The 24,799-nt window shown below is 34.1% G+C and carries 16 protein-coding genes and 1 tRNA gene; 6 read left to right on the top strand and 11 right to left on the bottom strand.

Annotated features, from left to right (window positions below):
• Positions 1-21: 21 nt before the first annotated feature.
• On the bottom strand, positions 22-1,692 hold the full coding sequence (locus AC1Q7L_RS01070) for an APC family permease (RefSeq protein WP_410690942.1): 1,671 nt from the start codon (positions 1,690-1,692) through the stop codon (positions 22-24).
• Positions 1,693-1,942: 250 nt separating this feature from the next.
• On the opposite strand from AC1Q7L_RS01070, the gene AC1Q7L_RS01075 reads away from it, so the two are divergent.
• The 6 genes from AC1Q7L_RS01075 to AC1Q7L_RS01100 all read left to right on the top strand — a co-directional run bounded on the left by AC1Q7L_RS01075 (position 1,943) and on the right by AC1Q7L_RS01100 (position 11,089).
• Positions 1,943-4,906: a tetratricopeptide repeat protein gene (locus tag AC1Q7L_RS01075; RefSeq protein WP_066757517.1), complete on the top strand. Its 2,964-nt coding sequence runs from the start codon at positions 1,943-1,945 to the stop codon at positions 4,904-4,906.
• Between the two features lie 67 nt (positions 4,907-4,973).
• Entirely contained in the window at positions 4,974-6,731 is a 1,758-nt protein-coding gene (locus AC1Q7L_RS01080) for a TonB-dependent receptor (protein WP_492305776.1), read from the top strand.
• Between the two features lie 79 nt (positions 6,732-6,810).
• Positions 6,811-6,882: transfer RNA gene (locus AC1Q7L_RS01085), tRNA-Arg, on the top strand.
• 394 nt (positions 6,883-7,276) lie between these two features.
• Positions 7,277-8,305 (top strand): helix-turn-helix domain-containing protein, encoded by a 1,029-nt coding sequence (locus AC1Q7L_RS01090; RefSeq protein WP_492305775.1) that lies wholly within the window; start codon positions 7,277-7,279, stop codon positions 8,303-8,305.
• Between the two features lie 111 nt (positions 8,306-8,416).
• Positions 8,417-9,532 carry a nuclear transport factor 2 family protein gene (locus AC1Q7L_RS01095; RefSeq protein ID WP_492305774.1) on the top strand — a complete coding sequence of 372 codons (1,116 nt, stop codon included), beginning with the start codon at positions 8,417-8,419 and terminating at the stop codon, positions 9,530-9,532.
• 123 nt (positions 9,533-9,655) lie between these two features.
• Positions 9,656-11,089, top strand: a complete 1,434-nt coding sequence (locus AC1Q7L_RS01100; protein ID WP_492305773.1) for a serine hydrolase domain-containing protein — start codon at positions 9,656-9,658, stop codon at positions 11,087-11,089.
• Positions 11,090-11,261: 172 nt separating this feature from the next.
• Here AC1Q7L_RS01100 and AC1Q7L_RS01105 read toward each other — a convergent pair whose 3' ends face one another.
• The 10 genes from AC1Q7L_RS01105 to AC1Q7L_RS01150 form a co-directional block, all read right to left on the bottom strand.
• Positions 11,262-12,170, bottom strand: a complete 909-nt coding sequence (locus AC1Q7L_RS01105; protein ID WP_492305772.1) for a phage tail-like protein — start codon at positions 12,168-12,170, stop codon at positions 11,262-11,264.
• Between the two features lie 11 nt (positions 12,171-12,181).
• A complete protein-coding gene (locus tag AC1Q7L_RS01110) occupies positions 12,182-13,132 on the bottom strand; it encodes a phage tail-like protein (protein ID WP_492305771.1) in 951 nt (316 codons plus the stop codon).
• A 501-nt stretch (positions 13,133-13,633) separates the two neighbouring features.
• A complete protein-coding gene (locus AC1Q7L_RS01115; RefSeq protein ID WP_492305770.1) occupies positions 13,634-14,737 on the bottom strand; it encodes a metallophosphoesterase in 1,104 nt (367 codons plus the stop codon).
• Positions 14,738-14,752: 15 nt separating this feature from the next.
• A complete protein-coding gene (locus tag AC1Q7L_RS01120; RefSeq protein WP_492305769.1) occupies positions 14,753-16,486 on the bottom strand; it encodes a RagB/SusD family nutrient uptake outer membrane protein in 1,734 nt (577 codons plus the stop codon).
• 10 nt (positions 16,487-16,496) lie between these two features.
• Positions 16,497-19,619 (bottom strand): SusC/RagA family TonB-linked outer membrane protein, encoded by a 3,123-nt coding sequence (locus AC1Q7L_RS01125; protein ID WP_492305768.1) that lies wholly within the window; start codon positions 19,617-19,619, stop codon positions 16,497-16,499.
• Positions 19,620-19,706: 87 nt separating this feature from the next.
• Positions 19,707-20,534 carry a FecR family protein gene (locus AC1Q7L_RS01130; protein WP_492305767.1) on the bottom strand — a complete coding sequence of 276 codons (828 nt, stop codon included), beginning with the start codon at positions 20,532-20,534 and terminating at the stop codon, positions 19,707-19,709.
• Positions 20,535-20,617: 83 nt separating this feature from the next.
• Positions 20,618-21,190 carry an RNA polymerase sigma factor gene (locus tag AC1Q7L_RS01135; protein ID WP_492329368.1) on the bottom strand — a complete coding sequence of 191 codons (573 nt, stop codon included), beginning with the start codon at positions 21,188-21,190 and terminating at the stop codon, positions 20,618-20,620.
• Positions 21,191-21,301: 111 nt separating this feature from the next.
• Entirely contained in the window at positions 21,302-21,787 is a 486-nt protein-coding gene (locus AC1Q7L_RS01140; RefSeq protein WP_492305765.1) for a hypothetical protein, read from the bottom strand.
• A 95-nt stretch (positions 21,788-21,882) separates the two neighbouring features.
• A complete protein-coding gene (locus AC1Q7L_RS01145; protein ID WP_492305764.1) occupies positions 21,883-23,199 on the bottom strand; it encodes a sensor histidine kinase in 1,317 nt (438 codons plus the stop codon).
• 101 nt (positions 23,200-23,300) lie between these two features.
• Positions 23,301-24,644, bottom strand: coding sequence for a sigma-54-dependent transcriptional regulator (locus AC1Q7L_RS01150; RefSeq protein WP_492305763.1), 1,344 nt, complete (start codon positions 24,642-24,644; stop codon positions 23,301-23,303).
• Between the last annotated feature and the right edge of the window lie 155 nt (positions 24,645-24,799).

Genomic DNA, 24,799 nt, shown 5'->3' on the forward strand with positions numbered 1-24,799 from the left:
TTATTTCTAATTTTTTAAAAACTAAGCGTTTCTAAGTTTACTGTTTTTATAACCGTAGCAGAAATAGATAACTAAACCTAGTGCGAACCACAATCCGAACCAGAACCAGTTTTCGTGGCTCATTCCGGTTAAAAGATATAAGCAAGAACTTAATCCAATTAAAGGAATTAAAGAGAAATTTTTAATAAAAGTGAAAACACATAGAATTAAATTAATCACAATAAATACCAAAATAGAAGCCCTGAACTCACTGTCTTTTGGAGTACTAAAATCGGTCAATGAATTGAAAAATTCCGGTTGCCAGAAGTAAAATCCAATTAATCCTCCAATAAAAATAACAGGAAAAATAATCTTACCATTAATATAAGGAAGGTGAAATCTACCTTTGATTTTTTCTTTAGCAGGAAGCATTAAAACTCCTGCACAAACCAAAACAAACGCGAAAATAGTCCCGATACTCGTGAAATCAAGGATGAAAGTTTTATCTGTAAATAGGATAGGAACACCCACCGCAATACCTGTAACAACAGTAGCAAAAGAAGGTGTTTTATATTTTGGATGCACTGTTTTGAATTTTTCAGGCATCAATCCGTCACGGCTCATAGCGTACCAAATTCTTGGCTGTCCCATTTGGAAAACCAATAGTACAGTTGTAATGGCAACAATTGCTACAAAAGAAACAGTAAGTTCCATCCAGGCAACATTGGCATTTGATTTTTCAAATATGAATGAAAGAGGATCTCCGATACCGTCGAATTTTCTGTAATCAACCATTCCGGTTAAAACTAAGGTTAATGCAATATAAATTACCGTACACAATACAAGGGAAATGATCATTCCTTTTGGCAAAGTTTTCTGAGGATCTTTCGTTTCCTCGGAAAGTACGCTTAACGCATCAAAACCAATATAAGCAAAGAACACTCCGGAAACGGCACTCATAACTCCTGCAAAACCATTTGGCATGAATGATGCAACATGAGTTTCTGGATTAACGGGCGTCCAGTTTTCAGTATTAATATAAGCAAATCCAACTAAAATAACTAAAACGATTACGGCTAGTTTTAGAATAACCAAAGAGTTATTAAAGTTTTTACTTTCTTTAACCCCAACATAACATAACCAAGTGATTAACCCGTTGATAACCAAAGCCGGAACATCAACGATGAATTTTAAACTTCCTAATAAAGGAGCTGATTTCCATGCATTTAATAGATCTTTATTTTCAGAGCCATTCATGAAAGCTTTTTTGGCTTCTGTATAACTGCAGGTTAAATAATCAGGAATATGCATTCCGAGTCGCTCGAGAAAGCTAGTAAAGTAATCTGACCATGAAAAGGCGACATAGATATTTCCGAAAGAATATTCCATAATCAAAGCCCAGCCGATGATCCAGGCGATTAATTCACCAAAACTTGCATAAGCATAAGTATAAGCAGATCCTGCGGTCGGAATTCTACTCGCAAATTCTGCGTAGCAAAGAGCCGTAAATCCACAGGCAAAACCGCAAATCAAATATAACAAAATAACGCCGGGGCCTCCTCTGAATACAGCTTCTCCCAAACTGCTGAAGCTTCCCGCTCCGATAATTGCCGCAATACCAAAAAAAACGATATCCCAAACACCCAAAACTCTCAAAAGATTCGTGGAAGTATCTGTCTCTGAATAGTTTTTCCTTCTAAAAAGTTGATTCATCAATGTCTATATTTGATTTGAAAAAAACAAATGTAATTATTTCTGTGAAATAATTAAGATTTTCTTAATATTTCTTATGAGAAAGTTAATAAGTATTAAAAAATAATCCACTTACTAACAATATGTTAAAAGGCTTGTTTATACAATATCTTTTCAATATTTTCGTTGATAAATTGTGGATAAAATCTCTCTATAAATTTAAAATATTTGGCATTTACTTTAGCCTTACCCATTTTAAAATTTGATATTAATGAAATCAAAAAAAATACTTTTAGCGGCTGCCGTATTTTATTTCGGAATTTCCGAAGGACAGCAGTCTCAATACTTTACCCAGCAAGATAATTACAGGTTCAGTTTAGCCGAAAATCTTTATCAGACCAAAATATACAATGCTTCTCAGTACGAATATGCGAGACAATATTTTTATAATCAAAATTTGTCGAGGTCGAAAAAAGAAGCTGCACAGTTCTTTGATAACGTAATTGGCGTTATTCTTCAGAAAAATCATGCTGAAGAGGGATTAACTGCCTTTATGAAAGAATATCCGAACTCTGCCTATTTTGCTCAGGCAAATCTTCCTCTGGCGGATTATTATCTGGCTAAAAAAGATTTTCCGAAAGCATTGGAAACGTTGAAAAAGGTTAACCAATATCAGCTTTCAAAAGAAGAGAATACGCAGTATATTTTGAAATTAGGTTATGCTAAATTCATGATGGGCGATTCTAAAGGTGCAACAGATGCCTTGGAAGAAGCGTATAAAACTGCCGATGATTCTCAAAAAGGCGATATTGCTTACATGTTGGGACATTTGTATTATTCGAACAGACAGAACGATAAGGCTTTCCAATACTTTGATTCTGTGAAAGATCAGCCAAAATATTCGAAACTGGTTCGTCCTTATTATGTACAAATGTATTATAATGACAAGGATTACGATAAAGCAATTTCAGAAGGTAATCTTTTATTAAATGAAGATATTTCTGCTGCTTATAAAGCTGAAGTTCATAAGATCATTGGTGAAAGTTATTTCATGAAAAATGATTATACTTCTGCTTATCCTCACTTAAAAGATTACCTGAGTGTTCAGCAAAATCCGTCTGAAAATGACCTTTATGAAATGGGATTTGTGGCGGCTCAGCTTAAAAAATATGATGAAGCAGTTTCTTATTATAACCAATTGTTAAACAGCAATTCCGCTTTAGCTCAAAATGCTTATTATCAGCTTGGAAATGCCTATTTGGCGGTTGATAAAAAGCAGGAGGCACTTTCGGCTTTCCGTTCGTCTTATCAGATGAATTATGATCCGAAGGTTAAAAAATTGGCTCACGAACAATACGCAAAGTTAAGCTACGATATTGGAAACCCGTTTGAAAGTCCGTCTGCGGTTATTCAAAGTTATATCAATGAAAATCAAAATGCTGCGAATGCTTCTGAAATGAGATCACTTTTGGTGAAATCATATTTATATTCAGGGAATTTCAAAGAAACGCTGAACGCAATTGATAAGCTTCAAAGTTCGTCTCCTGATATTGATAAAGTAGATCAGGAAGTTTCTTATTTATTGGGAACGGAAGAATTCAACAAAGGAAATTATGATGAAGCTGAGAAATATTTCTTGAGAAGTTTAGGCTTTAATATTAATAAAGAATTCAATAACAGAGCTTTATATTGGCTTGGGCAGGTTTATTATCAGAAAGGAAATTATCCGTCTGCGATTGTTCGTTACGAAAAATTGCTTACCGAAACTTTCCCAGAAAAACAGCAATTGCCTTATGATTTGGGGTATGCTTATTTCAAGTCTAAGAAATTTGATCAGGCTGCAACTTATTTTAAGCAATATTTAACCAATCCAAAACCTGAGTTTAAAAATGATGCAGAACTTCGTTTAGCAGATATTTATTACGCAAATAATGATCTGAATGAAGCGATCGCGATCTATGATAAAAATGAAGATGCAACGGATTATACTTTATTCCAAAAAGCGATGGCTTTAGGATTTAAAGGTGATACGCAGGCGAAAATCACCAACTTAAAAAATCTTTTATCTAAATATCCAGGTTCTGAATATTACGATGATGCTCAGTATGAAATGGGAACAGCTTACGCGGCTCAGGATGATTTTGCCAATTCAAATGACTTCTTTGGAAAAGTGATTAAAACCTCTTCTGATAAAGATTTGATCGCCAACGCATCGATTTACAGAGCGCAGAATTATATCGATCAAAACCAAAATGATAAAGCTTTATCTGAGTTGAAATCTCTTGGTGATCAGTACAAAAATACAGCTTACGCAGAGAAAATCGTTCAGGCTGCAAAACCTATTTTTACGAAAAACGGTGATGTTGCAGGGTATGAAAGTTTCGCTAAAAATATTGGAGTAAATGTTGATGCTTCTGAGATCGATGAAATTAATCTGTCTACAGGAAAACAATATTTCACTAAGAAAGATTATAAAAATGCAATTTCTTATTACGAGAAATATTTAACGCAAAATCCAACAGGAGAGGGGCTTTATCAGGCTAAATACGAGCTTGGAGAAAGTTATTATCAAACCAATAATACGACAAAAGCACTTTTAGTTTTACAGGAAGTTGCGGACGTTCAGAATGATTATCAGGATGATGCGCAGACTCGTTTGGCTCAGATCTATGTGGCACAAGGAAATAGTGCAGATGCTAAAAAATACTTGGAGAACCTTAAAAATTCATCAGATGTCAACATTAAAAACTACGCGAATGTAGAATTAATGAAGATGTATGCAGACGAAAAGAATTTCTCTCAAGCTGAAAAATTAGCGGATGCAGTGATTTCAAACAATAAAAACTCTGCTGCTGTTATTGAAACTGCGAAAGTGATCAAGGCTAGAAGTTTGATGAATTCAGGGAAAGATAAAGATGCTCAAACGGCATATACTTCTCTTGAAAAGTCTTCCAATACAGAAGTTGCGGCGGAAGCTCTTTATGCAAAAGCATTCTATCAAAACAAAGGAAAAGCCTTTAAATCTTCAAACGAAACGATCTTTAAATTGGCCAACAATTACTCTTCTGAAGAATATTGGGGTGCAAAAGCGCTGGTATTGATGGCGAAGAATTATGTAGGCTTAAAAGATAATTATCAGGCGAGTTATACTTGTGATCAGATCATTTCTAATTACAAAGATTTCCCTGAAATCGTTGCTGAAGCAAAAGAGGTTAAAAAACAGATTAAAAAGTAAAAGTAGTAAAAAGGTAGCATGATTTAGGGCTTAGGATTTAGGGACGCTACTTAAATATTGATAAATTATGATGAAATATATTCTTCCAATCATATTTCTAGGGATGTCGTCGGTTGCGTTTTCCCAGATCAAAGAAGAAAAACTGATTCTTAATAAAAAAAGAGAACCGGAAGTAAAAAAGATCGAAAAAAAGAAAACTTCTGTGGAAACAATTAAAAATTATCCACCGGAAGAGAAATCTCAGAATCCTGTAAAATATACAATTACAGACGTTCCTGCGGTTTCTGATTTTAAAACATCAACGATTCAGGGACAGGATGTTACTCCAAAGTTTGAGGGGACGGCTCAAAATAATTACCTCCAATTCGGAATGGGTAATTATGGGAAGATTTTGGGTGATCTGAATATCTCAAAAACACTTGAAAATAAACTGGAAGTTGGCTTGGATGCTCATTTTCTTTCTACTTTAGGGTTGAAAAAAGAATATGCCTGGGATTCTAAACAAAGCGCTGCAACAGTCGGGGCTTTCTTGAATTCTTACGGAGAAAAAGGGAAGTTCAATTTAAATGCTGAATATGGCTTAAATAACAACAATTACTACGGAATTTATGCTTTAGATCCGGGTGATGTAGATTTGGATCAAAGAGTTAATCAGTTTAAAGTAAACGGTTATTATGATTTTTATTCAAACGAAATTTTGAATGATGTAAGAGTAAAATCTTCGTTCTTGAAAGATCATTTTGATGCTAAAGAAAATCAGGTTTCTATCTTGGCGAATTTGTCTAAACATGGCGTTGAGGTTGGAGGTTCCGGAATTACGTTGAATGCAGATTTGGGAGTTGGTTTGGAAGCTGTGAAGTCGGAATTTGCGATTAGAGATAAAAACTCTTCTAACTTTTTTAATACAAGCTTAACTCCGAAAGTAACTTTCAGAAAAGGAGATTCTTATTTGATGTTAGGTTCATCTTTTTCATTTTTAAATGCTAAAAACAATAACGATTTATTGGCAGAACAAATGAAAAATAGTAAAACATATTGGTTCCCACAGGCTGAATTCCAGTTTGCGGCAGCGAAAGAATTTAAGTTTTATGGTGGAGTAGACGGAGGTTTGAAATTAAACACTTACTCAGATCTTTTACAACAGAATCCTTTCATTGTTTCTGATCAGTATTTAAAACCAACTGAAACAAAATATCATTTTTATGTTGGTTTAAGAGGTGATATTGATGAAACTCTTAAATATGATGTTTCTGCAGGTTATGGAAAAATGAGAGATATTATGTTCTTTAAAGCGAATAGTATTTTTGATAATATTTACACGCTTAACCGTTCTGCTTACAACTATGCAAACACGTTTTCTGCAGTTTATGATGATGGAAATGTAAGCGATATTAAAGGAAGTCTACAATATTTCCCATTGGAGAATTTAATTGTAGATGCAGAAGTAAAGTTTACAAAATTTGATTTAAAGAATTACGACAATATTTACAACGTTCCATTGTTGAATGCAAGTATTGGTGCTAAATATACGATGCTTGATAAAAAATTATTGCTAGGATTCAAAGGGATTTTTGCAAGCGACAGAACAACGAATTCTTTTGCTATTGAGGGAGTTGGAAGTCCGATGATGTATCAGTCAACAGAGAATACCGACGATAAAGTTGGTGGTTATGCAGATTTAAACCTTTCCGCAGAGTATAAAATTCACAAAAATTTCAGTATTTTCGCGATTGGAAACAATCTTTTCAACTCAAATTATCAAACCTACAAAGGATATAAAGTTCTTGGTGCACAGATTTTGGGAGGTGTGAAGATTACGTTTTAGAGTTTTGAGTGTGGGAGAGTTTTTAGAGTTGTTTTTAACACATTTACTCTCAAACCCTCCCACACTCAAACCCAAAGCCGGCTGCATAGTTTAATGGATAGAACTTTGGATTTCGGCTCCAACAGTGAGGGTTCGAATCCTTCTGCGGTCACAAATTACTTTTTAACACAAAACAACGCCAATGATTTTCATTGGCGTTGTTTTTATAAAAATTCAGCAAATAATAAAATCAATTCAAATTTCTTTACTCATTTTGAATGTAATCAACTCTTTTCCTAAATAATCTTAAGATGTTACCAAACTAATTTTTGACAGCTTAAAACAAACAAATTTATTTGACTAATTTGAAAAATTGATATAGAAAAAACTTAATTAAAAAACTATCACTAACAAGTTCTTTTGTCAAGTTTAAAGTTCTTCATAAGAAAGTTTTCGCTAAATTTGGCGCATCGGCTTCGTAAAGAAATTTTGTAGTAAAAGATAACCATAACGAAGCACGAAACGATAACCGAAAACAATTCCAAAAAGAAACATATTTTAAAATAATGAATATTGATAATCAAATATTATTTTTTTTAAGTGCTTTAGGTGTTTTTAATAGTGTTGTTTTGAGTTTTTATTTCTTATTCTTCAAGAGAAACAAAGCTATATCCGATTTATTTCTAGGACTTTTATTATTATCTTTAAGTACAAGAATCGGAAAATCTGTATTGTATAATTTTAATCCTCAGTTGTCAAAAACGTATTTGCAAATAGGTTTGTCGGCTTGTTTTTTAATTGGTCCTCTATTGTATTTTTTTGTTAAATCAATACTGCAAAAGCTTAATTATTCTTTTGCAAAATATGGCCTCATTTTTACAATTATAGCCATAAGTGTTTTAGGTTTTCTTTTTCCATACAAGGAAAATCCTGAGATATGGAGAGGAATAATTTATTATTCTATCAATTTTCAATGGTTTATTTTTATTGTATTATCCATTTATGAGGCTAGGGAAATTTTCAGTAAGTTGATCACCAATCGCAACCAAATCAGCTATCAGGAAACTTGGATATTGTCAGTTATCTGTGGTGTTTTTGCAATTTGGCTTTCTTATGCTTTGTCCAGATATACTTCATATATTTCCGGGGCTTTAACTTTTTCCTTCAGCTTTTACATTTCGTTCCTTCTGATCTATTATGCAAAAAACAAAACGTTAATTTCTGTCATTAATAAAGAAAAATACATCAATAAAATAGATGAAAAGCTAGTAAAGGAAATTCAGGAAAAAATTAATATACTTTTTGAAACAAGAAAAATCTATACTAATCCTGATCTCACTTTATCAATTTTGGCAAAAGAATTAAATATCCGCCCTCAATTACTATCACAATTTATTAATGATAATCTGAATAAAAGTTTTACTCAATTCATCAATGAATATCGAATTGATGAAGCAAAACGATTATTAAAAGAAAATACTCAGTTGAAAATAGATGCTGTGGGTTTTGAATCTGGGTTTAATTCGAGCAGCACATTTTATAGCTCATTTAAAAAAATCACAGGAACTACGCCTTCAAATTATCAAAAAACATAATTTTTACTCCTAAAATATACATTCGTACTTCATTATCATAAACTTGGAGTGATTTAAAACCTAAGCAATATAGTTTTGCGAAACATTTTTAAATCATTAAAATCAAAGTTTATGAGAAAAATATTTTTCGCCATTTTATTTGTACTTCTATCAAATTTGTCTTTTGCACAATCGGAAGAATCTCTCATTGAGAATTGTATTCAAAACTATATTAATGGTACATCTTACAATAGACCCGATAGTATTAGTAAAGCTTTTTATGCTGAAGCCAATCTTTTTCTAAGCCGCAAAGAAAAGCCTTTATGGATTGTTCCGATTTCAGAATATGTCAGTTGGTTTCAAAAAGGAAATAAAGGAGAATTTAACGGTCGTATAGGGAAAATCGTCTCTATAGAATATTTTAATGATATTGCTATTGCAAAAGCCGAAATTATTATTCCTGAAAGAAAACAAGAATTTATGGATATGTTCTTGCTAAAAAAAATTGAGGGCGAATGGAAAATAATCAGCAAATCTGCAAGTAGTAAAGCAAGTAATAAATCTGGTAAACGAATATTATTCATTGTTTCCAATGCACATTATTACGGAAATTCTACAATTTCAACAGGAAATAGCTTTGGCGAAATCGTAAACGCTTATGACACTTTTGTAAATTCTGGTTATACCGTTGATTTTGTAAGTCCAAAAGGTGGCGATATTCCTTTAGCCTACATCAATACCTCGGATAGTTTGCAAAAACATTATGTATATGATCAAAACTTTATGTACGCCATCAAACATACTTTAAGTCCTAAAGAAATTGATTATAAAAATTACAAAGCGGTTCATTACATTGGAGGTGGAAGTGCTATGTATGACGTTCCTGAAAACTCAGACATTCAACATATTACTATGCAGGTATACGAAGATAACAACGGAATTATTTCTTCGGTATGTCACGGAACGGCAGGTATTGTTAATTTAAAAACTAAAAATGGTAAATTCTTGGTTCAAGGGAAAAAAATAAGTGGCTATCCTGATTCTTTTGAAAAACAAGATGGTGAATATTTTAAACACTTTCCATTCTTAATTCAGAAGACTATAGAAGAAAGAGGCGGGACTTTTAAATTTTCTAAGGGGGATATCTCTCACGTGGAACAAGACGGGCGAATTATTACAGGACAAAATTTTCAATCATCAAATGGTGTTGCCTTAAAAATTATTGAATTGATTGAGAAAAATAATTAGGGCAAAATTTAAAGTTTGTTTTGTAACTTTGAAATCAATGCTTAATTCGCAAAAATCTTAAAATCAAATTGTTATCGTAAATTATAAAGAAATTTAGTGAAAAACAAGACCATAATTAATCAAATGAAATATTTAGTAAAATTTATTCTAATTCATATTTTTATTGCAAACAATTTTTCTGCACAAACAAATTCAAATGCAGAAAGGAAGATTGATTCGTTATTTTCTCAATACAATTCAAAAACTGCCGGTGTTGCCGTTGGTATTGTTAAAGATGGAAAACTGATTTTTAAAAAAGGATATGGAACTGCAAATCTTGAATACGATATACCAATTACTCCAAAAACGATTTTTAATGTAGGTTCTGTTTCAAAACAATTCACGACTTTTTCAATTTATTTATTGGAGAAACAGGGTAAGATTTCATTGGATGATGATGTCAGAAAATATATTCCGGAATTGCCTATTTATGAAAAAACAATCACGATCAGACATTTGTGTTCCCATACAAGCGGGCTGAAAGATCAATGGGCACTGCTTACATTAGCTGGATGGAGAATGGATGATATAATTACTTCCGAACAGGTCATGAAAATAATATCTAAACACAAAGCGTTGAATTTTGCACCCGGAAGCCAGTTTAAATATAGCAATTCAGGATTTACATTATTAGCCGAAATTGTGAAAAGAGTTTCCGGAAAAAGTTTTGCTGAATTTGCTAAAGAAAACATTTTCGATCCACTGGGTATGGAAAATACCTTAATATATGATGACAACGAAAAAACAGTCAAAAACAGAGCCTATTCTTACGGCAGTGAAAACGGATTGTACAGTAAAAGAAACCTTAACAGTTCTTCTGTAGGGCCTACAAACGTTTATACAAGCGTTGAGGATTTAAGTAAATGGACCACTAATTTTGAAAATCCCAAAGTAGGCGATGTTGATTTTATTAATCGTTTCAATGAACGAACATCGTTAGATAATGGCGAGCCTGCAATTTTAGCAGTAAGAGATGGAGAAACCATTTACCACGCCAAAGGTCAGTTTATCAGAAACTACAAAGGTCTTACTGTCTACAACCACACAGGAAGTGACGCTGGTTTCAAATCTTTTTTAGGCCGTTTTCAGGGTAATAAATTATCCGTCATCCTTTTGAGTAATGATGAAAATTTCGTCTCATACAAAGCAGGATTGGACATTGCAGAACTTTATTTGTCTGATAAGTTTAAAAAAAGAGCACCAATAACCGAACCTGAAAAGAAAGCGGAAGAAAAACCTAAATATGTTTCTACTCCTAATCTAAAAGACTTTGAAGGTCAATTTCAGAACTCCGATTTGTCATCACTTTTTACATTGAAAGTCATCAAGGGAAAGTTAATAATGACTCATGACAGACTAAGCGATGTTGTGCTTACAGAAACCGAGAAGGATAAATTTACAGGAGTTATTACATTTGCCGTGGAAGTCAATTTTCAACGAAACAAAAAAAATAAAATTACAGGATTGAATATTACCAATTTTGGAGCGACAAATGTTAACTTTATTCTGCTAAAATAATTTTCAAAAAAATATTACAATCTATAAAATAGTAAGATCCTCAAGTTTAATCAAATCTTCTACAAAAGTGTTCGAAAACTGTACCTTCTGCAGTCACAAATGCATTTAAAAACCAAACAACGCCAATGATTTTCATTGGCGTTGTTTTTATCTAGCATCTAAATTTTTAAAATTATGGGCACGGGATTATATTACTAACGTCTAAAGTTCCCAAATCGGTAACCGTTATTCTTCGACAATTACTTCCTGAATCTGTCATAATAATACCACTATTAGAGTCATTAATATAGATATCTCCACCTCCAATATCAAGTTTGGTTTTAGGATTATGAGCATTTATTCCTACATTTCGAGTATTAGAAATCATCATTGCCTCCTTACTTCTGTCATCGATGCCGGAAGGGTGGCCTCCTGTATAAAAAGACAATCCACTTACATCAGGATCCTGTATATAACTGATTCCTGCAGAGGAAATTCCAGCTTCTGCTTCTCCAACAGTATTGGCGAAAGCATAAGTACCCCGTACACTACCATTTAATGTATTGGATACGATTGTTGTAACAGCAATTGAAGTTCCTCCCGTTCCATTAGAATTGGAAGTATTTATTGAAGGAAAAGAAGTTCCGGGTGAAGAAGGGTAAATATTTAGTCTTGGTTTAGATAGTGCACTTATCCCTTCAAATCTTACTTGTCGGGTTGGTAAGATAGAAAGAGCGACGTTACCATTTGTTCTAAAATTAAGACTTACGTTACTTGTAGTGCCTATAAAGTTAGTACCAATATTTCCTGTATTTCCTTTAGTACCCCATTGATTGTCGGGGGAAAAGAGATTGGCACTCCATTGTGCTCCGTCAAAACCTAAATAACTTTTATTCTCTGTATTATAAACTAAGAGACTGGTAGCAGGATTTGCAATATTGCTCATGTCTATATTATTCATTCTTGAAACTAGCAATCCTTTTTCAGTACTAACCATTTCAATTGCAGCACTTACATCGGGAGCTGTTGTTCCTATACCAATTTGAGCCTGAAGAAAAACTCCATTAAAAAAAACGGTTAAAAACAAAATACGTATTTTCATAATATTCATTATTATGGGCAAGTTATAGATGTGGTTTGTAAAACGCCAGTATTGTCGATTCCTACTTTGAAACAAGAACCATTAGGCGAAGTCATGATAACACCACTACCAATACTATTTAAGTAGATGTCTCCTCCTGTAACATTAAGTTTAGCATTAGGAAGCGTAAGTGTTCCTGTATTGAAACTGCTATATCCAATATATACATTTCTATTTGTACCTCCAATTATCATTGCTTCCTGAGCTGTACTATTCATATTAGTTGGGTGCCCTCCTGTGTAAAAAACAAGAGAAGAACCAATTATTGGAGAATTAGAGTTACTTAGTATGATACCTGCACTTGATGTTCCACTGGCTGCAGTGGTTGTGCTGCTCGCAAAAGCATAATTACCTCTGACTCTTCCTCCTGCAACATTAGCAGTTATCATATTAACAGGATAAGAATCCCCGGTATCATTTTCTACAACAGACATAATTGAAGGAATGGATGTGGCGGGGTTTGATCTTCCAACAAGTAATCTTGGATTATTTATGTTACCTCCTGCTAAGGATGCTCGTCCATCGCTTGAAATAGTCATTGCTTCAACATTATTAGCTCTGAAAGAAAGTCCCACATTATCTGTCGTTCCAATAAAATCTGTAGTAGGATTGGTGCCAGAATTTCCTGTAATACTCCATTTTGAACCGCTGAAAACATCTAATGTCCATTGGGTTCCATCATATCCTAGAAACTTGTTTAGCTGATTATCATAAACAAGTAATCCTGTAGCTGGATTTAAGATTGAATTACGTTCTGAAGTAGTCATTCTTGGAATTAAAATACCCTTAGAAGTGGAGTTTATATCTAAAATAGAGGAAGGGTCTGGTGTTGTGGTATTAATTCCGACTTGCCCTTTTGTAATAATAAAGCAAAAAATGTACATAAGAAATTGTACTTTGCCTGTAAAGTATCTTTTCTTCATCTAAATTTAATTATTTATGGTTAATATTTTATATAAAGTTAAAAATTTCGTTTAATATTTAAATATAATTTAGAAATAATGATTAAAATTATTCGTTTAGAAAATAGGAGTTACATAGTATAGTAAAACTTCTATCAAGCACTCAGAAAGAGAAATAAGACAAATTATTTTGCTTAAAAATTATTCGACAAAATTATTAAGAAGGTTTATAATTACGATTACTGCAATTATACTTAACATGTCATTTTTGATTGTAAAATGAAGATTTTTACTGCAAATGGATAGTAAATTTCCAAATATTCTCAATACTTTTTTTGCTTTAATAGAGTTTAGAACAGCTAATAATCTGTTAGGATTATAAAATGGATTCAAATGTTTAATTTTTATAAAGATTGACTTGTCTCAATATAGATATTACCTTTAAAAGCTAAAAAATGCCAGAAAATGAAAATTTTCTGGCATTTTAAAAAATAACCAATGGTTTATTTTTTAATTCTAATATTATTCCGAGAGTTTAAAAGTAAACTCGTTTCTCGGATCTATCTTATAGGCGTTTTTCTGAGTAACCGGCGAAATACCGAAAAGAGGGGAGTACGTTTTCACTTTTACGGTTTTATTATCCGGATAGAACTCAATAATTCTTAGCCAGCCGTCACCTCCGTTGCCATCACGATGACCTCCGCCTTCACTCTGCATATCAAAAAGCATTTGATTCACGTTTTTCCCATAATTATTAGAATCTACGCGGAAACCTTCACCAGAAATATGACCACTTAACACAAGCTCAAGGTTTTGAGACGGCTGTATCAGCTTTTGCCATATCTGTTCTCCGTTATTAGACTCCGGAAGCACGATGGTTTTGGATTTTTGAGGCACATTGTTTACCAAAAAAGGCTCGTACATAAACCATGAATTCTCTTTATCCGTTCTCTTGTCTTTCTCATTCAGAAAGGCATGAGTGATTAAAATCGATTTATGGTTTTTGTATTGAGGCATATCCAGCACTTTTTTAGCCCATTCCAACGTTTTATCTCTCGGTGCAAATTCAAGGCTGAGAAATAAAAAGTCCTGACCATTTAATCCTTTAAGTTCCAAAACAGAATTTTCCATGCTTGGAGCACCGGCATCATTGAAAAAGTTCTGTGCCAAATATTTCTGATTTAAACTGTTAAAATTAGAAGGAAAAAACTCATTATAACGGGAAAATCTTCTGCCTTCATTATTAATACTAAAGTCATGATTTCCTGTTGCAGCTATATAAGGTACTTTTCCGTTTAACCTTCCTAAGATTGATTGTATGGATTTCCATTGGTCGTCTGCACTTTGATCTCCGTCATATCCTTGATTAAGAATGTTATTATGTTCCACCAAATCACCAACCTGGCAAACCATTTTAATATTAAGTGGAGAGATATTATCCTCAATCCATCTTACCATCAGGTCTAAAATCGGCTGATTTCTGTTCCATTTCACATAGTTTTGGGTATCAGGAATCAGAACGATACTCCACGATTTTTCATTATCTAATTTTGGTTCCTGAAATTTTTCCTGCCCAAAAATCACTGCAGACAGCAGTAATAATAATAGCGATATATTCTTCTTCATAAATTCTTTTTAAAATTAATATCCGGGGTTTTGTTTTAAATTAGGGTTCGCGTCCATTTCCGATTGCGGGATCGGCCAATATTCATCTTTGTTTAGTCTGTAAACTACCTCCTGTGTAGAAAAATATCCTGAAGCCTGTGAGTGATTATAGATAGGGTTTGCACTTTCATCAAAGCCGGTTATTGCTGATTTTGACCAGTTGTTGGCGTTGCGGTTTAAGTATAAATATCCGTTCATCACATTATTTGCAATGCCCCAACGTCTTATGTCGTACCATCTTAATCCGTCATTTGCCAATTCTACTTTTCTTTCATATCGAAGGGCTTTTCTCAATTGAGCTTGTGACATTCCTGTATTTAAAACCGGCATTTTTGCACGTATTCTGATCTGGTTGATTGCATCATAAACAGAATTATCCAACTGATTCAACTCAATTTTTGCTTCTGCATAAATCAATAGTAATTCCGGCAATCTGAAAATTCCGACATCTAAATCTGAATTTCCACTTACTGAAGTAGAATTAAAGTCAGCAATATCAACTACTTTTCTCCAAAGATAACCACTGAAAGAGCGGTACGCATTGGTAGCGTCGGCATTGGCAACCTGTGTTGGCGCTCCGGCTGACCAGTAGTTGTTTACTTTTACAAAAGATGTATTCGGCTCAAACTGGTATCCAAGATATCTTGAATGCGGACGTACAGCATACATATCAAGACGCGGATCTCTGTTTTTAAACGGATTTGTTTCATCATACAACGGAGATTCCAATATTGATAAACCATCTGTCATTTCATAAGAATCGATAAGGTTTTGAGTAGGTCCCCAATAGCAAACTCCTTTACCTAAACGAGAGGCTGCATAATATTGCTGATTATGAAGATATCCAGGTACATTAATGTTGTATTCAGCAACCCAGATCCATTCTTTACTGCTGGAAAAACCACTGTGTCCGAATATATTACTAGGATCCGGCTCTCCGAAGGTATGATCTTTACCCGCGAAATTCACAGACGCATTAAATGGTGTCAAACTATAAACCCCTGCCGCTGCGTCTAAAGCCTGTTTTGAAGTAACTGCTGCTGCTGCATATTGTTTAGAATAAAGTTCAACTCTGGCTTTTAACATTAACGCTGCTATACGGGATGCACGCACATTTCCGAACTGCGATTGTGAGATCGGAAGTTGAGGGGCAACAGCTCCTAGTTCATCAATAATAAATTGCTGAATTTCGGCAACGGGTGTTCTTGCAACATTCGCATTTTCAAGCGTAACGGCTGCTTTTATTAATGGAACATCTCCGTAAAGCTCGATAAGCTGAGAATAGCAGTAAGCACGAATAAATCTTAATTCCGAACCAAGCTCTGCCTTTTGCGCTTCGGTAAGTCCTGAAATTCCATCCAATTTATCAAGTACGGCGTGACATCTTGCAATGGTCTGATAATGAACTTCCCAAGGTTTTATTGCCAATGCATTGGTCGTAGTAAGAGAACTCGTGATAGGGGATGTGTAATTGGTTCCCGGTCTTGCATATCCGATATCCGTAATATTATCCATCACATGCCACATCGGAGTACTTGCGGCATCCAAAGTGCTGAGGTTTCTATAAGCGGCAAAAAGTCCCATTTTTCCTTCCTCATAAGATGCAGGGAAAGTCCCGGATGTTGGCCCGTTAAGCGGTTCCAAATCCATATCGGAGCTTGAGCATGAGGTGATTACGGCCAATAAAAATATTTTTAAAAAGTTTTTCATTTTTTTATAATTAAAATTTAACATCAATACCGAATGAGTATGTTTTTACCTGTGGATAATAGTTTCCACCTCCCAGAGCAACGCCGTCAGAACTTCCTGCATTGTAATTGATTTCCGGATCATACCCTTCGTAGAATTTTGTGAATGTCAAGAGGTTTTGTCCATTCATATAGATATAAACACTTTGTAGAAACGTGTTGTCTATAAAAGATTTAGGTAATTCATATCCAATCTGTAAATTCTTAAGACGCATATAAGCTGCGCTTCTCATCCACATGGTCGAGTTTTGTGTATTGTTTGTAGAGGTAAGAGAAACACGTGGAAACTGAGCATTTGGGTTTTCCGGTGTCCAATAATCGAGTTGCCAAGGTTTCACAGCACTTGAATTTACGGCAGGAATTACGTAATGTGAATCCAGATAACCGTCAACTTTGCCAACACCTTGTATCAAAGCTGATAATCTGAATCCTTTATAAGAAAAATCCATATTAAAACCGTAGGTATATCTGGGAACTGTACTTCCGATAATGGTTCTGTCGGCATCTGTAATTTTTCCGTCCCCGATTGGATTTCCGTTAGCATCAAAAGCTCCTGCAATATCCTTGTATCTGATATCTCCCGGTTTTAAAGTTCCGAATTGTGTCGGTCCGGCAGCGATTTCTGCTTGATTTTGGTATAATCCGTCAGCGATAAATCCATAAATGGAATTCACTGAAGAGCCAACCTGCTGACGAAGAATTGTTCCGGAAGACTGACCTTTCATATCAAGAATTTTATTATTGACATCAGAAAGATTGAAACCTAGACTCATTTTAAAATCTCCCCATCTTTCATTATACTGCGCACCGATTTCCCAACCTTTGTTGCTTACGGTGGCAGCGTTTTGAACGGGTGCCTGTAAACCTGTAAGCTGAGATGTATTTAATCTTAAAAGAATCCCATCGGTTTTTTTATCGTAAATATCAAAAGTAAGGTCTAATTTTTTCCATAAAGATACATCAACACCGACACCTGACATGGTGGTTTCTTCCCACTTCAAATCAGGATTAGACATGATTAACTGCTGGATTGTCTGATACACCACTCCGTTCATAGAAGTACTTCCCAATGTTAACGGTTCTGAAAACGGATAATACGAAGAACTGATATTCTGATTTCCTAGTTTACCCCAAGAACCTCTCAGTTTTAATTGGCTGATTGTTCCTTTTAAACCTTCAAAAAAGTTTTCTTTTGAAACCACCCAGCCGGCAGAAAACGACGGGAAAACTGCCCAACGGTTTTTACCGATAAACCTTGATGTGCCGTCGTACCTTACGTTAGCTTCAAATAAATATTTTTGATCGTAATTATAATTAAATCTGCCAAAAGCGGAAACTAACAGCCATTCGTATTCTGAGCCTGCATTATCTTTAGTTTCATTATCTGCACCGGCATCCAGCTGTTCGTAATTGTCGTATAGAAAATCTCTTCTGTATCCGGATAATATTTTTTCGTTATAAGTTTCTCTTGAAGCTCCGGCAAGAAGCTCAAAACTGTGCTTACCAAATTCTTTTTTTGCATTCGCCTGAAACTGATAAGTTCCGTAAAACTGACGTCTTGCAGATTCTGTAAGTTCTGTAAAAGTGTTGGCAGAACCGGCTTCAGTTCCGTCTTCGTAATAGGTAGGTACGCTTTTTCTGAAAAGATGGATGTTGGTCGTATGATAACGTGGAGCGACAAGACCTTTTAATGTCAACCAGTCTGTAGGATTGTAAGAAATGTTCATATTTCCTATAAATTCTAAGTCGTTTTGGGTACGGTTTCCGCCATTTTCGATAAAACCAACCGGATTGATTTTTACCCATCCGTCAGAATAGTTACTGCCATAATAAATTGGAATATTTGTCGGCATTCTGCCAAGATAATTCCAGATGGTAGGTTCATCGGCAATCTGCTTTCTGTCTTTGTTTACGAATGACATATCCAGCCTGATATTCCATTGGTCATTTGGCGTAATATCCATATTATTACGGAAAGTAAATCTCGTAAAGTCGGTATTTTTAATAATACCTTCCTGTTTTGAATATCCGAATGACGGCGACACGCTTATAATTCCGGATTTTGCGGACAACGAAAAATAATGATCCTGCAAGAATCCGCTTCCCTGAAGGATCGCTTTTTGCCAGTCATAGTTACTGGGATTTTTGTTGTATGCTTCCGAAAAAGCATTGATAGCTTCATCGCTGTAGATTTTTGTCCCATTGTCATTCATGCTGGCATCATTAAATACCTTCATGTAGGTAAGACCGTCGGTAACTTTTGGTATTGCTGTAGCTCTTTGCCATCCTGTGTACACTCGGTATTGAGCGGTCAGTTTATTTCCTTTGGCACGTTTTGTTGTTACAAGAATAACTCCACCGGCTGCTCTGGAACCATAAATTGCAGCAGAAGCAGCATCTTTAAGCACAGAAATAGATTCAATCATGTTGACATCAATATCATTGATATTTCCTGCAACACCGTCAATAATAAAAAGAGGATTGCTATCGGAACCTCCAAAACTGTTGATCCCTCTGATTCTGATATTTCCGGCATCACCGCCTGGCGCACCGGTCTGTGTAGTCACCGTAACACCGGGTGCGAGCCCCTGTAAAGCATTTCCGGCTGAAAGTATTGGCTGTCCGTTTGCGGATGAGCCTTTCACAACAGATACAGATCCTGTGATAATCGATTTCTTTTGTGTGCCGTATCCAACAACGACAACTTCTTCTATTTTTTTCTCCTGTTGGTTTATGGTATCGTTTTGAGGTTTTATCTCATTTTCGGTAAAAGAATTATTAGAAATTAATTTCCTAAGAGTTACTGTGTTGTTCTGAATCTGATAATCTAAAGGAACACTCTTTTTCAGATAATCTAAGCTTTGCTTTAATGATGAATAGTTGATTTTGCTTTCGTCTACCCAAATATTTTTAAAATCTGAAGCAGAATAAAAGAATTTAGTATTGGTAGATTTTCCTAATTTTTTAAGTATTTTGACTAATGATACCTGCCCCTGATTGTTTGTGACAGGCGTGCTAGCCTGGGTTTGCGCATAATTTAGCACAGGAAGTCCCATAGCTGCGAGTAAAGCAATAGAAATTGCAGTTTTTTTCATAAATTTGAAGAGTTAATTTATTATTCTTTAGCGAGTTTTGAATTAATTACAAGCACTGATAACGCCACATTATTGGTGCTGTTTTATTTAATAGAGTGTTATTTCATTTTCATTTTTAAAAACAGTTTTTAGGTTAAAGGGATAATTTATAATGGAAAGAATTTCTTTTAAATTTCCTGAAAATGAGCCTGATACCTGATTTTTAGCAATGTTTTTCGGATAGGTGATTTTGGCTCCGTATGTATTTTCTATTTCAGTTATAGCATCCTCGAAGGTTGTATTTTCAAAAGTGAAAGTTTTTACAGCAGTTACCGCATAATAATGAAAATCACTTTTTGCCGGAGACGTGCTCCAGTTTTCATTAGGCAGGAGATAGGTCAATTTGCCGTTGTGATCTATTTTTACCTTTCCTTCAAACAATTTTACCTTTTTTTCTTCTGATTTCTGATCGACTGAGAATTTTGTTCCCAAAACTTCAACACTGAAACCACCTGCATCTACTATAAAAGGTTTAGACTTATCTTTTGCAATCGAGAAAAAACCTTTCCCCTGAAATTTTACATTTCTGTATTTCTTTCCAAAATCTTTATTGATGGATAATGTACTGTAAGGCTGCAAGGTGATAACACTATTATCTGATAATCTGAACGTTTTAGAAAATTCATTGGATTGCAATATGATTACTGACAAACTGTTTTTCGTTTCTTTTGGCGTAAAATCTTTATAAAAGAACAGAATTCCGAATAAAGGAACCAAAACAACCGCCGCCATCCAATAATATTTTCGCTTATTATTTTGCTTAATTCTCCCGTCTATTCCTCTCCATATCCTGGAATCGGTTGCAGAATCCATTTCCTGTTTTTCTTCGGAGACGGTTTTCCAAATTTTTTCAAAATGTTTTTGAGAATCTTTCATACAATTATAATTACGCGGTTATATAAAAATATCCACCCCGAAGAGATGGATTTAATGATTTGTTTATATTGATTAATATTTCGTTAAAATAGATTTAAGTTTGCCCTGATGTACCGGACGACTTTATTCACTTGCTTTTCCACGGCTGTTTTTGATATATTATTTTCTTTCGCGATTTGAGAATAGCTTATTTTCTCTAATTTATTTTTATAAAAAAAAGTCTTGCTTCTTTCGGGAAGGTTTTCCAGCAGGTTTTGTATTTTTCGTAGCTGTTCTTCTTTAAATTCAGTATCATTTTTTTCTGAATCGGCTTCATCTTTGATAAAACTTTCATCCGAAAAAGAGAAGATCATTTTGTTTTTCCTGTAAAAATTAGCAACTTCCTGTTGAGCTGTTTTGAAGATAATAGATTCTAGAGTCTGGGGATTTTTAAGAGAGGAAGAATGTTTCCAAAGATGTACAAAAATCTCCTGTACAACGTCTTCCACATCTTCCATATTGGAAATAAACTTTTTGACAAAAAAGTATACTTGATGTTTGTAATCTAAATATATTTTTTTAAAATATTCCATTATAAGGCACGACACGGTTTCAATGCTTGGCAAAAGTAATGAATTCGTGTTGTGCCAATATAAAGTATATATTAAATTTAACATCGGTTATCTCTAAAGCCGATAAGTTTCAGAGAGTAGGAGATGTTGAAATGTTTTCGAGTTAAGTTAAATTAATGATTATCAGTGTTTTATAACTCATTAGCCTTAAGCGATTTATTTTTTAGGCTTCAAAGAAAAATTATCCACATAAACTGCCTGATGCACTCCATTCAGCAAAACTTTCAGACCCAAATTTGAATCCTTTTTTAAAGAAATGTCAATTGTTTTTTTACCTCCCTCTATTTTAGAAGATTTAGCTATTGAAACATATGATTTTGCATCGGCTGTATTGTTTATTGAGAACAGTTCAAGTGTCGTTTCTCCGCCGTTGTCTGAAATATCAAGAGTTAGTGTATATTTTCCGGCTTTAATTTTTGGAGTCACTAGATACATATTTTCTCCGGGGCTGCTCATCGAATAAAATATAATTTTTTTATCGCTTGCATAAAGCATTGCTTTTCCTTGTTGAGCCGTCCAGCATTTGTTGATCTCTTTCCAGGTATCAAAATTTTCTGTAAGTGTGGATACAGTTTTACACTGTGCATTTGCTGTTAGAAATCCTCCTAAAGCTATTATTCCCGCAAATACGATTTTTTTCATAGTCAATTATATATTGTGAGGTAAAAATAGTTAAAAAAGGTTGCATTGAAAAGGCTTTGCTTAATAATATAATTAGCTTTTAGTAGCAATTATGATTATTCCAGAAACCATATTTCAAATAAACTTCCTTTTTCCAGAGGTCTGTAATTTAAATACCCTTTATGTGCTTCAATAATACTTTTACTAAGAGTCAAACCGATTCCCGAACCGCTGATTCTGGTCGTGAAAAATGGGAGAAAGATCTTATCTTTAATTTCATTTGAAACTCCGATTCCATTGTCTTCAACGCTTAGAACAGTTCTATTATTAAGTATTTTGATTTCTGTTTTAATGATCTTTTCAGCATTGTCTTCAACAGCGTAAATTGCATTTAAATAAAGGTTTATTAGGCATCTTTCGATCATTTTTTGATCTGCCGAAATGGTTTGATTTTCTAATGAATTGATGATTGTAATATTATTTTTTTCAAACTCTGGTTTTAGAAAATTAAGCGCAGATTTTACAATTTGAGTTAAAGAAATGGTTTTGAAAACAGGTTTTGGTAATTCGGCAACTTGTCTGTAATCGTCAACGAAATTCAGTAATTGTTTTGATTTTGAACTAATGATCGTTAAGCTTTCCTTCATTTCCTGTTGATCTTCTTTTTCAACAACATCTTGATTGGCAATATATTCCAGATTCTGAATTAAACTGTTGACCGGCGTCAGCGTATTCAGAAGTTCATGAGAAATTACCTTCATCAGATTATTCCAGGCATGTTTTTCCTTTTGCTCAATAATTTTTTGAACAGATTCCAGACTGATGATACAGAAACGGTTTTTCACATTCTGTACTTTTTTTGTTCGAAGAGAAAAAGATTGTTTTACATTTTCATTGATCGAAATATCAAAGAATTCCTGAGAGTTTTCGTAATTCGCCTGTTCTATGATTTTATAAAAATTGGGAGTTTTGGATTCATATAATTCCCATGAATTGTATTTCGGAATTTGCAGAATTTCTAAAAAAACAGGATTTACATAAAATACTTCCCATTTATTATTTTTCTCGGAAAGAATCATCAGTCCAATTTCCAATTGACTCAAAATTTCTTCATACAAAAGTTTATAGGAAGAGTACGAAAGGTGTTCTTCTTTGCTTTGGTAATAGAGTTTTATGGCATTATCAAACAAATTGTTTTCCTCTGTTTTCGGGAAAAGAGAAAAGTCTTTTTTCTGAATTGCCAACAATATTTTTTCAGTTTTCTGAATAAATGATAATGCTGAAAATTGGGCTAAAATAATACACGAAATAGCAATAATCGTAAATAAACCGAAATTGATCCACTTATTCTGTGAATAAAAATCAAAAGCAAAAATCCCGCTAACTACCGCCAGCAAAATAAAAACTAACCAAATAAGTTGTTGTTTTTTCATTTACAATTCAAATTTTGAGTGAATAGGATTTTATCCTATCCTTTATTAAATTTCCATAAAGATTTTAACTTCGGACTTCCATCTTCTAACTTCCGAACTCATCACAATTCAAATTTTTCCATTCTTCTGTAAAGTGCGGCTCTCGACAATCCGAGATCTTCGGCGGCGAGAGAAATATTTCCTCTGTGCTTTTTCAACGCTTTTTTGATGAGAATTTCTTCCATTTCCTCAATATTGAGATTGATTATTGGATTGTCAGCTTCTTCATCCTGTGGCATTAGTAATTTAAGGTTTTTATCGTTAGAAAGAATTAAGCTTCTTTCAATACAATGATCCAATTCACGGATATTTCCCGGCCAGGAATAATTTATCAATTCTTCAATTAAAGTTTCGTTAAGAGTAAGCTCTGTTTTATGATATTTCTGTTTGTATTTTTCCAAGAAATAATTTCCCAAAGTCGGAATATCTTCCACTCGGTCTCTCAGATTTGGGATCTGCAGTTCTACAGTGTTGATTCTGTAATAAAGATCTTTTCGGAAACGGTTTTCAGATACCGCTTTTTTCAGATTTTCGTTGGTTGCGAAAATAAATCTTATGTCTAATATTCGTTCTTTACTTTCACCCAATCTGGATAATTTTCGATTTTGAATAAGACTTAACAATTTGGTTTGAAGATGAGACGGAAGATTTCCTATTTCATCCAGAAAAACAGTTCCGTTTTGGGCATTTTCAATCTTTCCGGAATAATCTTGATTGGCATCTGTAAAAGCTCCTTTTTTGTAACCGAATAATTCCGCTTCGAAAAGATTCTCAGAAAGACTTCCCAAATCAATGTGTACAAAAGGCTGATTTTTTCTGCCCGATAATTCGTGAATATGCTCCGCCAAAACATATTTTCCGGTTCCATTTTCTCCTAAAAGCAAAACATTAGCATCAGTTGCAGCAACTTTTGTAATTTGATCCATCACGGCCTGCATTGCAGCAGATTTTGTATCTAACTGATATTGATTGGTTTTAATGCTTACATTTTCCCACTGATTCAGTTTTTTATTCTTTCGTGAAATATCCACAGCCAGATTGACGGAAGCGTATAATTTTTCATTATTCCAAGGCTTCAAAATGAAGTCTGATGCCCCGTTTTTAAGAGCTTCAACAGCCAATTCAACTTCGCCATAAGCCGTCATCAGAATGATCGGAAGTTGAGGTTCTAAAGTTCTGATTTCCTGCATCCAATACAATCCGTCTCGCCCGTTTTCAAATCCTTTTCGGAAATTCATATCCAAAAGAACGGCATCGATTTGTTGTTCGGTCAAAAACTTCAGAATATTCTTTGGCTGGCTGAGACAGCTTACTTCCGTGAAAAATTTCTTAAGCCAAACTCTTGCCGAAAATAAAATATCTTCGTCATCATCAACAATTAAAATATGAGCTTCTTTTTTTCGCATTGTTTTTTATTTGTATTTGGTGTGTGGTTTCTTGTGTTTAGCTTTTAGTGATTCGAATGTAATTTTTTATCATAATCGAACATCAAACATTAAAAACCAACAACTAAACACTAACAACCAATTAAAAATGTTCGTTTTCGTACAAAAAGTGTCCG

This window comes from Chryseobacterium sp. GW823-FHT05E08 (assembly GCF_058795655.1).